This is a genomic window from Pseudoalteromonas denitrificans DSM 6059, from assembly GCF_900112265.1.
Lineage (GTDB): Bacteria > Pseudomonadota > Gammaproteobacteria > Enterobacterales > Alteromonadaceae > Pseudoalteromonas > Pseudoalteromonas denitrificans.
Genome location: NZ_FOLO01000093.1, coordinates 1 through 12,322, shown reverse-complemented (window position 1 = coordinate 12,322; position 12,322 = coordinate 1). Strand labels below are relative to the sequence as shown.

The window sequence follows — 12,322 nt, the reverse complement described above, 5'->3', positions numbered from 1 at the left end:
ATGAGTTGATTGAATTATTGCCTCAAGGTGATTTTGTTATCGCGGATAAAGGCTATGATAGTGAAGCGATTAGAAATAAAGTTCGAGAGAGAAATTCAAGCCCTGTGATCCCCAGAAAGCAGAACTCAAAAACGGGTAATGGAGATATAGATTGGTGCTTATATAAATATAGGCACTTAGTTGAAAATGCATTTGCAAGACTGAAACACTTCCGTGCTATAGCTACAAGATATGATAAATTAAAGTTACAGTTTGAAAGTATGCTAGCACTGGCGTGTGCAATGATTTGGCTGCCAATGTGAAAGATCAACAGCCCCTAGTATTGAATCAATTAGCTATGACAGTATTTCATTATCTGCTCATGTGAATAATATTGGTATTGGCAGTACATTTGAATGGTTGTTTTTAGGGCCAGTCTCAAGCCCAATTGCAGCAACCCCCATAAAAAGCAGTATCTTTGTAAAGGCAGGTTTAAAACAAGAAACTGCATATCAGTTTGCCTGCAGAACCGTAAACTCTGTTGGTTATTCTGAATATAAAAACATTACAGTGACAACGCGAAACGCCCAGCAAGTTTTTGATGAATTAGAGTTAGATAAACCAACCAATACAAATGGTGAATATACACTTGCGCAATCTCCAAATTGGGTTAAGTCTGCTGATACTTGGCAACCTGCTCTTTTAACAAATAGCGTTTCAGTTACCTTTAAAAATCAAGAGGCATTGCTTGCTCGTAAAAGCTTTAATGTCACGCTTGATGACACCACTGGAAATATCGCATTATCTGTAGTTGTAAGTGAAAACGATTTAAAGACAGATGAAATTACATTAGAGCTATTAGGTGATAACTCTCCTTCCTTACTTGTACGTGCAAACTATAAAGACAGCACACTAATGCAAAGCTTTTCATCGACAGGTTTGGGTGTTGATTTAACTGAGCTAACAGACAGTTTAGCCTTGGTGAATGATGATTTAGAGGGCTTAGCATTAGGTGTTTTTAATTCAATTGAGGCAGCTGAAAATGAGTTTGAATTTAGCATTGTAAAAACGTTAGAGCTTGAAGAAACAACAGAGCAATCACAAGCCAATATTACAGATTTAGCGCTCACTGTTGCGAATGAAAATGAAGCCTTAACACTCAAAACAAATACCCTTGAAAGCAAAGTTGATAACAACCAATCAAGCTTAGTTCAAAACTACTTCACAAAAACAGATACCAACTCAGCAATCTCATCATCTTCTCAAAGTTTGAAAGCCATTGTTGATAACAACCAGGCATATTTAAATCAAAATTTTTATACCAAATCTACAGCCGATTCTGCGATTGCTGCTTCAACATTTAGTTTAAAAACAATTGTTGATAACAATCAAGCGTCACTTGAGCAGAATTACTATACCAAGAGCACAACAACATCAGCCATTGCTTCATCTACTCAAAGCTTAAAAACGATTGTTGATAATAACCAAGCATCGCTAGCGCTGAATTATTTCACTAAAACAACGGCTAATGCTGCGATTGCGGCATCAACTCAAACTTTAAAAGCTGATGTCGATGGCAGATTTAGTGCGGTATATACGCAAGTGAATCAAGTGAAATCCGATAACTTAGGTAATACACAGGCTATTTCAAGTGTGCAACAACAGGCAAATAATACTGATGCGGGTGTTAGCGCTTTAACGGGCAGAATGAGTAAAGTTGAAACTAAAGCTGATGGCTCAGCAACAGCTTTAACAGACCTTACTGCAAAAGTAACATCTAATGAAAGCGGCGTTGCAAAAGCAAGTTTAACACTGCAATCACACGCTGATTCTTTAGGTAATTTATCAGCTAGGGCTTTCTTTGGTGTTGATGTTAATAATCGTGTCACGGGTATTAGTATTAATGGCAGCTCGACCACTTCAAGCATAGATATTTCTGCAGGTGTGATGCGTTGGCTTGATAGTAGTGGCAATGCTGCAGTGTATTACGATTTAAACATCGGTTCATATACATTTAAAGGTCGAGGCTATTTTAACAAAGGTCTTGAAGCAAGCCTTGGTAGTACACAATTAAATGTCGGTATCCCGTCAGTGTTTAGTGATGGTAACTTTTCTGATGGCGTCTTTATTGCGGCCAATTCTAAATCATACATTACTGTTAGACCTAACTATCAAGTATACCGAATTAACAGCAGCACTTATGCGAGCTTTCATGCTTGGTCTGCCAAACCACAATTCAATATTTACAATGCTGATTTCATCGCCGACCAGGGTAAAACACAGCTTGGTACATTGCACATTAAGGAAACTGCTTTATCTGGCAATACATACGGCAATGCCCTTTATGTATCAGGTAGTGCCTTTATTACAGGTGGTGTCGCCCCTTTCACTGGCAAGCATTCCGTGTGCCTGCCCATGACTGAATGCTTGAACAGTAAAATTGGTGATTTAGTGGTTGAAACAAAGTTGATATCACGCTCTGACATTAATAATGCTTTATTCGAAGGTGAATTTTCACAAACATATCAACAAAGAAACGTGCTAGGAGCCTTAGCGGCTTGGCGTGAAATCTCTATTACTTCAGATATTAAAGATACTGATGTGACACAAGTTTGGGCTCAGAATAATTTACTCAATTATTACATGGCCTATGCCAATGGTATTGGAGAGGGATTATTAAATGTATGTGGTTTAGGTGGTGATATTGAAGCGGGTGAATTGCTGTGTGCGAGCAGTATTAAAGGCAAAGCGCAGTTACAAGATAACGATATAGTTCATGGTTATACAGTCGCACGTTCACGTGAATCTGTTGAGTTTGACTATGAAACACAAGTTAAACAAATAGCCGTTATTTATTTGTGTTCGTAAAGTATTTTAAGGAGATAAAATGTCCGATTTAACAGGTTTAGTGCAAGGTATGACGGCACTACAAACCAAGTGGCACAATCGCGAAAGAGATATGACAGGCTGGTTTGCTGCAATAACACCGACTTTTGAAGTCACGAATATCAACGGGGTAAAAACTGCTTTAGTCACCCCATTTGAAATTAATAAAATTGCTCTGGCAACAAGTACGGCTTTGAGTCAAATGACTGATGTTAGCAGTACTGTAACAAGTATAGAAGCTCGGGTGACTGCTATTACGCCTGCTATCACAGACTTTGAAAATAAGTACACTACGTTTGGTTTAAATTACGCTGATATTCAAACAAAATACCCACTGATGATGCAAGCTGCGATTGATTCATTATCAAACGCTGATAAAGCAAAAATTAGTGAAACAAATGCAAAAGAAAGTGAAGCTAATGCCCTTTCTCATAAAAACGCATCAGCTTTAAGTGAGGCTAATGCTAAGAATAGTGAAACAGCATCTTCAACTCATAAGAACGCATCAGCGCTAAGTGAAACAAATGCACACAATAGTGAAACATCGGCATCATTAAGTGAAACTAAAGCCAAAGCCAGTGAAATCAATAGTAAAGCAAGTGAGCTTGCATCACTTGAAAATAAGAACGCCTCAGCGTTAAGTGCAACAAATTCAAAAGCGAGTGAAACAGCATCATCAACGAGTGAAATTAACGCAAAAACCAGTGAAACCAATGCTAAAAACAGTGAACTGGCATCAATTGAAAATAAAGATGCATCTAAGCTAAGTGAAACCAACTCTAAAGCTAGTGAAACAGCAGCATCAACGAGTGAAATTAACGCAAAAACCAGTGAAACCAATGCTAAGAACAGTGAACTTGCATCACTTGAAAATAAGAGCGCCTCAGCATTAAGTGCAACTAATGCTAAAGCCAGTGAAACAGCAGCATCATTAAGTGAAGGTAAAGCCAAAAACAGTGAAACCAATAGTAAAGCTAGCGAAACAAAAACAGCAACAGAAAATACACAAGCTCAAGCTGCAAAAACTCTCGCCCAACAATATGCGAATCATCCTGAAGATATTTTTATACCAGGGACTTCTGAGTATTCAGCAAAGCATTACAAAAATAAAACGGTGTCTTTAGCCTCTGGCACAGCGCCTGATTCTTTAAGGCTTAACGGCCAACTTCCAAGTTATTATTTTAGTGCCTTAGATGGCGGAACAATTAGCAATAATGTCACGATAGATAATGGCGAGAATACAACACTGACCATAAAATCAAATGACAGTGGTATGTCTAAGATTGAATTACTAGGAGATGATCAAGGAACAGGTCAAATTTTCGTTGGGCAAAGCGCAGAATATGGTGGCGGCATTGAGTACAACGGAGATAATAACCCAAGCACTACAGGTGCGGGAGTTGACCAAATAACATTATTCAGGAGAAGTAATAGCGTTAACCACTGGACAGCTAGAAACTTTCATGCGGGTAATGACTGGCAATTTAGAGGTAAAATTTTTGCGCTTGAAGATAAAGAAGTTTATCACGAAGGAAACCTTACCCCCGCCGTAATTGGCGCTTTGCCCACTGATGGCACAGGCATCATTAGAAAAAATAGTAACGGCGATATTTTACGTTTAGAAGCTTTTCCTGTAACAGAGCATGACATCAGTTTATTTATGGGAATTTCGACAGGAAATTCATATCGTCTAACATATCACGGCACTGGCACAGGGAATAATAATGACATTTCTCTTTCATCAAGTATAAAAACCCTGTTTCGAAGTCATCAAAATGGCATTGTAAACTTTCCTGAAGGTTTAAAACTCAAAGACAAAACGGTGGCAACGCAAGAGACTGTAGATTCGCTGGCAAACAAAATAGATGACATTGAAGCGCTCGCGCTCATAGGATTATAAAAATTATGGCTATTGATATTACAAATTTAAAATCAAAACTGACAGCAAAAATTGCGGCGCTTGATGGTACTCAAACATTAAAAGATTTACTGTTTTTGAAAAAAGCCTGTGACGGTACAAGCGTCGATATTTCTGCAATTGATACAAGAATACAAGTTTTTGAAAATGGGCTGACTAGTTCATCTACTGACAAAGATTTGTTATTTGTTAATAAAGCGTCTATTGAATCAAGTGCGGTCGGTGGTGGTTTAAGTATCCCTGTAAATGGTGTTATACCCATGCAAAACGGCGATAATCTTATAACATTACCTACGGGTGAAGTGCTTTTAAAGTCGGGGATAACTAATACTGAGGTTGATAAATATCCTGACGCGATTAGAGTTGCCGGAGTGACACCCCCTAGAAATTTGAGCGGTTTAACATCAAACAGCGCCTTTTGCATGGCAAATGATGGAACACATATTTATGTGTGTGATTATATAGGGTCAAAAATACGTAAATATACGCTCGGTGGTGCTCCAGTTGCTACATATCCACTAACGCACGGTACTGGACCGATTGGTATTACGTGGGATGGTACACATTTTTGGGTGGTCTTACATTCCGCTAAAGGAGTTTTTAAATACACCAGTGATTTTACATATGCAAACGTTAGTTTTTCCGTATCCGCTCAAGCATCAAATTATAGGGGGTTGGCGTGGGGCGGCGGACATCTTTGGTTGTTGGGCGAGGATAAGAGAGTATACAAATATAATTCATCTGGAACATATCAAAATTTTAACTTTAGCGTGACTCAAATAAGCACACCACAAGGCATTGCTTATGATGAAAGCAATGATCGTATTGCGTTATGTAATTCAGGAACAAATGCAATTCACTCATGGAATCCATTAAATGGAACTTATCATGGCGCTGTAGCTTATTTTTCAGGCGCTACGAATTTAAGAGGGGTTACAATACTCAATAATAATTATTATGTGTTGCAAATAAGCACCCCCGTTTTAATGTATACAAACAAAGAACTAGAATCAGTAGGGCAGCCATTAGAAAAACTTGCTTATGATATTTTCCCGATTTACGTAAGGATTAAATAATGTTGATAGAACATAAGATTTTTAAACACGAACCAGCACTAACAAAAAGTGATTTAATTAAAGCAGTAAAAATAGAGGCCCGTGTAAGAATAGAGGCGTTGAACTGGAAAAAAGAACGCGCAACAGAACAGCCAGAATTATATTCACTTGACGCTGTTTTAGACGAAAGACAAGCAATACGTGATGCTAGCAATAAAGCTGAGCTTGATATTGAACAATTAGAAACAGACGAAGAGTTTCAAAATTTCACTTGGTGAAGAATTTATTTAAACATCGTTTAAAAGGTATTTAAATGATGTTTAACCGAACTTTAAAATAACCATACAGCTATTATCAAATGGTTGTTAACATGACAAATAAACTAGCCACCGACACTGTTCATGTATACAGTTGCAATTAAATCTACAGTATTTACTTAATATATTACGCGATTAAGTGACCATGAAATGATAATTGACTGTTTTTACTTAATAAAACCTATAAGTTAAAGTGCATATCGTGAAAAATAATTATTGATTGTCTTAATTTATACTTTCATCTTACACCAGAAATTGTACCTAAAATATTTTAGTGATAAACTTTTTAAATTATTAGGGATTATCTTTAACTTATTGAAGTTAACAAATTACATGCCCTGAATTCATAGTATTAAGCAGTTAAGTTCACAAAGGAGTATTCATGGCATCACTGGATTTCGGCTTAGAAAAAAACATTTTTAGAGAGTTTTACAACGAGAAACTTGAAACGATAGAATCTGCTAAAGATGCTTTCATTAGCATCATTAAGTCAATTCTTGCTGAAGATTTCGATATTTCAGCTCTTACAGGGCGTGTTAAAGATCGTGAAGAGTCTATTAAAAAATTTGCATTAAAGTATCAATCCAAATTAGAAGAGAATAAAGAAAAAGTAAAAACGGCAACCCCCTCTGAGAGTGAAGTTCTTAATGTATTTTCGTTCTTAGCTATTGCGGATGATTTATTTGACGGTTATGAATTTCATTCATATAAAGTCGATGGATTTGTAGCTGAAATCTTAAGTTATGGTGATATTACTCCAAAGGAATTTAAATCAATGATTGATGAAAACTTCGAATATATTGAGAAGTATAAGAAATCAATGGGTGAAACGACTACAAGAAAACATGTATTTAATCCTTACACTGAGATAAGGCATGTTTTATACCAATCAAATACAAGTAGATATCAAAGAGCACTTTACGACTCGCAACGCAATACATTTGAAAAATGGACAGAGGCTAACGATTAGCTACTGAAAGAGTATAGAATAAAAGACACTGGGTTTTAGAATAGACTAAAGCCTTATTTTTTAAACAATTTAACTTTACTAGTTTAAACATTACTTAAATAGCTAAGCAATTTTTTCAAATACGTTGTTATTTTGTAGTTTTCGTAATTGACACTTGTCATCTTCATTAGCAACGAGGATACTAAAAAATAATTTGGGATAATCAATGCAAACAGCTTTGGTTAAAAACATATGGGTTCACCCTTAATTTAATGTCCACACTTTTAATGTGGCACAATTTCTAATTAGTTGGGGTCATACCATTCGGTAGTTTTCTAGGAGAAATATGGATATTCGTGAACAAGTTAATAAACTGTGGGTTCCACTGGGGGCAGCAGCTATTTCAGGAATAATAGCTGTTGTGATTTCAAATTATCAATTAACAAATTTTCAAATCAGACAAGAAAAAATCAAAACATTATCTGAGATTTATGCAAATAGATATGTATTATTAGATCCTGTACTCTGCCATGGAGAGACAGCTGAAAGGCTATTTTTTAATGGCCTCAATAAAGCTTCTATAATATTTTCAAAGTCTGAAGATGTAATCGACGCAATAGTAGGGTTTAATGATGCTATAACAGATAAAGGAGATTCAAACAGAGAATTAAATAGGCTTTATCGTGCAATGATGGATGATATTGGGTTGCCTTATGGTGAATATATTTATTCTGACAGTCCTTTTAGAAGAAAATGCAAGTCAAAAAATCAGAAGGCACTCAATCAGGATGAATAACTACTTTTAGTTTTTTCTTCTTAAATGATCCAGAAATAGAGCTTATTATATTTATGTAAGCCACCAATAAATTTGAGAAAGAAGTCATTTAAATTTAGAGTTGGTGGTTTCTTCTATTAAGAGTTGGTGGTTTCTTCTATTAAATAAAATTTTATAATTTATTATGTTAAGTTACCTCATATTTCATGTTCATTTGGAATAACTGTGTGGTTGTTTTGAAGGTGGGCAAAACATCATTTAAACAATGTTTAAACTAGTAAAGTTAAATTGTTTAAAAAATAAGTCTTTATTTCATTCTAAAATCCAATGTATTTTATTCTAAATTCTTTCGGCGGCTTACAGGGGGTGTTCATTTCTAGAATTAAACAAAGGATAGGATTTTAGATTTGAAAGTTCTGGACGCCCTACTTTTACTGGCTTTCTCGTGTTTAAACGACATCTTTAAAAAATTACTTCGGACATTGGAATTTAGAATAATTTGTTCATTCTGACCCATTTTACACTCATTTTTGTTCATTCGACGTTTAAAATTAGATTAAAACCGATCATTTTAAAATCTTTAAACGATGTTTAAACACCGTTTAAATCTGGTTTAAACATCTTACTGTCAATTATGGTCCTTAGAATTTAGAATAAAATACATTGGATATTGTGATTGTGTTAAGAAGCTGTGTTACAGGCAAACCCAGAACTGTCAGAGCTCCCCCCAATTTTCAGCGCTGGCACTTTAATTGAACTACCCACTTTAACCCAAGCAACCAAAATAAAAACAACCGTGAAATTATGGGGCTAATATGAACCCAATATTTAGAGTACTTGCCAATAACACCGACATTACTCAAACAATCCAAGGCCGTTTAATATCACTCACAATTACAGATGAAGCAGGTATACAGGCTGATACTGCTAGCATTATTTTAGATGACCGAGACAATGTATTAGAGATACCAGAAAAAGGTGCAAAGCTTGAGATTTACTTAGGTTATAAAGAAACAACCCTTACAAAAATGGGATTATATACGGTTGATGAAATTGTATGTTCTGGCTCCCCTGATACGATGAAAATAAGCTGTAAAGCAGCTGACATGCGCACAAGTCTAAAAGTTAAAAAAAGCCGTTCATGGAACCAAATAACACTGGGTGATATCGTCCAATCAATTGCAGGTGAGCACAATTTACAGCCTGGCATATCGCAAGAGCTGGCAGCCGTTCAAATTAAACATTTAGATCAAACCAATGAGTCAGATTTACACCTCTTAACACGATTAGCAAAAGAGCATGGTGCAGTCGCAAAACCTGCCAATGGTTATATGCTTTTTGTCACTAAAGGCGATGCCAAAGCCGCTACAGGCCAAACACTCTCAGCTATCACAATAGACAAATCACACACGACAAATTGGCAAGTCACAATGGCTGATAGAGGTAAATACCAAAGTACTGTTGCACGCTGGCATGATACAAATACAGGTGAGCGTGTTTCAGTGACAATGGGTGATGATAAGCCCGCATTCACACTAAGACATATATACCCTGATGAAAGTGCAGCACAAACAGCAGCAATCGCAAAACTAGAGGCGTTAAAACGAGGTCAAGCATTTGGAAGTGTATCACTGCCAATTGCTAACTTAGATGCAATGGCTGAAGGTAAAGCAACACTAAAAAACTTTAGAGCTGGCGTATCAGGTCAATGGACAATTACGAGAGTTGAGTTTAAATTAAATAACAATGGCCTATCATCATTTTTAGAATTTGAAGTACCGAAGTAAGAAACTTTGAATTGATGTCTTTCACATTTCCAATCAATTGTGAGCCTTCGAAAGAATTTAGAATAAAAGACATTGGGCTTTAAAATAAATTAAAGGCTTATTTTTATATAATTTAACTTTTTAAATACATAAAAATCATAGTTCCAAATGCACTCGGTAAGTATAGTTTTAAGCTTAGAGCGAGATACAGGAATTTACTTTTATATTAATTTTTAGCCTTTTGATAAATTCTACAGGCTCGTTAGGTGAATTATGGCATTTCCAGTGAATCCAGATGAAGTTAAAAATATCTCCGACCTATTTTTATTAATTGAGGAAAAGTGGCCCACGAGTGGGGTTCTAATATTTAGAGGGGAATCAAAAAAGCACGACCATTTCTTATGCCCAAGCATATTTAGAGATGGTCAACCTGCACGAGAATTCCATAGATACGAAACCTTCTATCGGAAATACAACCAGGGGGAAAATAGAGATGTAATGTTTGATAGTTTGCATTCTGAACATCATGCCCTTTCATTGCCGTTTATTGCTCTTTCTCAGCATTATGGTGTAAAAACCAGATTGTTAGATGTTACGTTAAATCCATTAATAGCGTTCTATTTCGCTGCTTCGAGCAACCCAGGAGAAGACGGATATATATTCTTTTTTACTGAAAGTTATATAGATATTTCCCGAAGTGAACAAAGCCACCGTCTTGATACCCTAATACAATCAGGTGTTATAGAAGGTTTTAATCCAAAAGATGATACTTGTTTGTTTTATCGACCTAATTGGCCAAATGCTCGTATCGTTGCACAACATGCAGCTTTTATCTTAACCAAGGGGTTTTCGCAAAAAATATGGAGTGGTGGTGGCATATTTAAAATCCCAAGCGCTAGAAAGCAAGAAATTATGAGGCAACTAAATAGATTTGATATTACGGAACAGAGTTTATTTCCCCAGCTGACACCTATATGTAAACGGGATTAAACGGGATTAAACGGGATTAAACGGGATTAATTATAAAAAAGGCTACTTTATTTAGTAACCTTTAATATAAATTATTTTCAACTTAAGATATTATGATTGTTTATCGAGTAAATTTTTCTTATACAACCTACGGCACCATAAGAATGTGTAAAACCAGCCAGCAGGATAAATAAATAAATTAAGTGGTATCGCTATAAACGCAACTACCCACAAATTATCAGCTTCCGCTTTTTTAGCGGCTCTTAAAGTTATCAGTGTATTTATAACTGCTAAAACAATTATAAATTTTGCAAATATTTCGACATCAATAGTCATATAAACCTCCTTAAATTAATGTTGAATTAAAACTTGGCAATTAACGTTAGCATTATCACACGAAATACTACCGGTTCCTGAACCAGCAGGCGAACCACCTTGGGTAATATTAATACCATATCTTTTAGCTGCATCTATAAAGTCTTTCAATCCATTTTTAGAAAAATTATACTGACCTTGATAAAAAGTAGTTTTGCTATCTTTTACATTATTCCCTTCAGCATCTTTCCCATCTCTGAAGGATAATTGAACATTTCCATTATTATCAACTCCTGATATTTTAAAAAAAGCTTTAGAACCATTAGAGAAATAAAGAGTTACACCTAGCTCTACTGAAGATGAAATTTTTCCTGTTACAGCACCCGCCAGTGTCAAATAATTATAAATTTTAGATCCTACACCTTGTGTCGTAAGATAATTATCTCCAACAGCTGTTTGCTTCCATCCCCTACCAACAAGATCCCAAACACCATCGGCTAACTCTACAGGAACCGTATGAGGATTACTTGCTATAGCTTGGATAGCATCTTGTTTAGCTGTTATGGCATTATCAATTTTATTCTTATCTTCTGGAGGAACAGCAATCTGTCTTGTTTTTACAACAAACTCCCAAAATTCACCGTTATTAAAAGATGTTCTTTCAAGCACGAAATTATATGATTTTTCATTATTCAAACTAACAATTAGTACTTTATGTGTACCTAATTGTCTTTTTGTCAACCTGTCGGCTTCTCTTTGAAAAGAGAAAAGACTATCACATGACTCACATATACTTTTAACATTTGATCCAACTGCATTTGATTCCATGCTGAAAAACAAAAAGTTAAAAATTAAAAATACAAAAACCTTATTCATCTATTAAATTCCATTTAGTTATAAAAATTAGGGATGCAGAATGTACCTCAATAAGGTATAAATGTAAACCATAGGATCAGTATTTAAATAAAAATTTCAACTAATCTCCTGTAAAGGTGTTAGTCGCTAAATAAACTTAGAATAAAAGTAATTGGAATTTAACAGAGCGTAGCGAAAATCTCGGGGGCTTGCCCCCGTGCTGGATAGTGTAGACTGAGCTTGCCTCAGTCTGTAGTATCCACTACATGGAACTTCAAAGAAATTCTCATCATGTTTTTAGATTAATGTATCACTTTGTGTGGATACCTAAGTATCGACACAAAGTTTTTTCTGATCCTTATCGTGAAGCGATGAAAGTTATAATTCAAAAAATTGGTTACGATTACGACATAGATATAGTCGAATTAGAAATACCAGAAGATCATATTCATATGGTCGTAAGAAGTGAACCAAAAATGTCACCTAGTCAAATCATGCAGGTGATAAAAAGTATTTCAGCCAGAGAGTTTTTCAAATT

At 35.6% G+C, this 12,322-nt stretch carries 13 protein-coding genes; 11 read left to right on the top strand and 2 right to left on the bottom strand.

Going from position 1 to position 12,322, the window contains the following annotated elements:
- The 10 genes from BM088_RS26145 to BM088_RS26100 all read left to right on the top strand — a co-directional run.
- On the top strand, nucleotides 1–302 hold a 302-nt coding region (locus tag BM088_RS26145), incomplete at its 5' end, for a transposase (RefSeq protein WP_143085166.1).
- A 61-nt stretch (nucleotides 303–363) separates the two neighbouring features.
- Nucleotides 364–2,847 (top strand): hypothetical protein, encoded by a 2,484-nt coding sequence (locus BM088_RS26140; RefSeq protein ID WP_091991778.1) that lies wholly within the window; start codon nucleotides 364–366, stop codon nucleotides 2,845–2,847.
- A 19-nt stretch (nucleotides 2,848–2,866) separates the two neighbouring features.
- On the top strand, nucleotides 2,867–4,765 hold the full coding sequence (locus tag BM088_RS26135) for a hypothetical protein (RefSeq protein WP_091991776.1): 1,899 nt from the start codon (nucleotides 2,867–2,869) through the stop codon (nucleotides 4,763–4,765).
- A 5-nt stretch (nucleotides 4,766–4,770) separates the two neighbouring features.
- Nucleotides 4,771–5,859, top strand: a complete 1,089-nt coding sequence (locus tag BM088_RS26130; protein WP_091991774.1) for an NHL repeat-containing protein — start codon at nucleotides 4,771–4,773, stop codon at nucleotides 5,857–5,859.
- Complete coding sequence (locus BM088_RS26125) at nucleotides 5,859–6,116, top strand: hypothetical protein (RefSeq protein ID WP_091991772.1); 258 nt, start codon at nucleotides 5,859–5,861, stop codon at nucleotides 6,114–6,116. Before BM088_RS26130 ends, BM088_RS26125 begins: the two co-directional genes overlap by 1 nt.
- Before the next feature lie 421 nt (nucleotides 6,117–6,537).
- Nucleotides 6,538–7,125 (top strand): hypothetical protein, encoded by a 588-nt coding sequence (locus BM088_RS26120; RefSeq protein WP_091991770.1) that lies wholly within the window; start codon nucleotides 6,538–6,540, stop codon nucleotides 7,123–7,125.
- Between the two features lie 325 nt (nucleotides 7,126–7,450).
- Nucleotides 7,451–7,900 carry a hypothetical protein gene (locus tag BM088_RS26115; RefSeq protein ID WP_091991769.1) on the top strand — a complete coding sequence of 150 codons (450 nt, stop codon included), beginning with the start codon at nucleotides 7,451–7,453 and terminating at the stop codon, nucleotides 7,898–7,900.
- Nucleotides 7,901–8,570: 670 nt separating this feature from the next.
- Nucleotides 8,571–8,693: a tail protein X gene (locus BM088_RS28190; protein WP_091991766.1), complete on the top strand. Its 123-nt coding sequence runs from the start codon at nucleotides 8,571–8,573 to the stop codon at nucleotides 8,691–8,693.
- 1 nt (nucleotide 8,694) lies between these two features.
- Nucleotides 8,695–9,666 carry a contractile injection system protein, VgrG/Pvc8 family gene (locus BM088_RS26105; protein ID WP_091991764.1) on the top strand — a complete coding sequence of 324 codons (972 nt, stop codon included), beginning with the start codon at nucleotides 8,695–8,697 and terminating at the stop codon, nucleotides 9,664–9,666.
- Between the two features lie 252 nt (nucleotides 9,667–9,918).
- Nucleotides 9,919–10,635, top strand: a complete 717-nt coding sequence (locus BM088_RS26100) for an FRG domain-containing protein (protein WP_091991762.1) — start codon at nucleotides 9,919–9,921, stop codon at nucleotides 10,633–10,635.
- A 90-nt stretch (nucleotides 10,636–10,725) separates the two neighbouring features.
- Here the strand turns inward: BM088_RS26100 and BM088_RS26095 are convergent, their stop codons facing one another.
- The gene (locus BM088_RS26095; protein WP_091991760.1) at nucleotides 10,726–10,950 is read right to left on the bottom strand and encodes a hypothetical protein; all 225 of its coding nucleotides are present in this window, start codon (nucleotides 10,948–10,950) and stop codon (nucleotides 10,726–10,728) included.
- A gap of 15 nt (nucleotides 10,951–10,965) precedes the next feature.
- Nucleotides 10,966–11,805, bottom strand: coding sequence for a hypothetical protein (locus tag BM088_RS26090; protein WP_091991758.1), 840 nt, complete (start codon nucleotides 11,803–11,805; stop codon nucleotides 10,966–10,968).
- Nucleotides 11,806–12,050: 245 nt separating this feature from the next.
- Between BM088_RS26090 and tnpA the strand changes: the two genes are divergently transcribed.
- Nucleotides 12,051–12,322, top strand: a 272-nt coding sequence (tnpA, locus tag BM088_RS26085; RefSeq protein ID WP_143085165.1) for an IS200/IS605 family transposase, incomplete at its 3' end; no start/stop codon positions are given.

Coding starts and splice junctions, on each gene's coding strand:
- BM088_RS26135 (WP_091991776.1), top strand. CDS start 2,867: ATGTCCGATTTAACAGGTTTAGTGCAAGGTATGACGGCACTACAAACC.
- BM088_RS26130 (WP_091991774.1), top strand. CDS start 4,771: ATGGCTATTGATATTACAAATTTAAAATCAAAACTGACAGCAAAAATT.
- BM088_RS26125 (WP_091991772.1), top strand. CDS start 5,859: ATGTTGATAGAACATAAGATTTTTAAACACGAACCAGCACTAACAAAA.
- BM088_RS26120 (WP_091991770.1), top strand. CDS start 6,538: ATGGCATCACTGGATTTCGGCTTAGAAAAAAACATTTTTAGAGAGTTT.
- BM088_RS26115 (WP_091991769.1), top strand. CDS start 7,451: ATGGATATTCGTGAACAAGTTAATAAACTGTGGGTTCCACTGGGGGCA.
- BM088_RS26105 (WP_091991764.1), top strand. CDS start 8,695: ATGAACCCAATATTTAGAGTACTTGCCAATAACACCGACATTACTCAA.
- BM088_RS26100 (WP_091991762.1), top strand. CDS start 9,919: ATGGCATTTCCAGTGAATCCAGATGAAGTTAAAAATATCTCCGACCTA.
- BM088_RS26095 (WP_091991760.1), bottom strand. CDS start 10,950: ATGACTATTGATGTCGAAATATTTGCAAAATTTATAATTGTTTTAGCA.
- BM088_RS26090 (WP_091991758.1), bottom strand. CDS start 11,805: ATGAATAAGGTTTTTGTATTTTTAATTTTTAACTTTTTGTTTTTCAGC.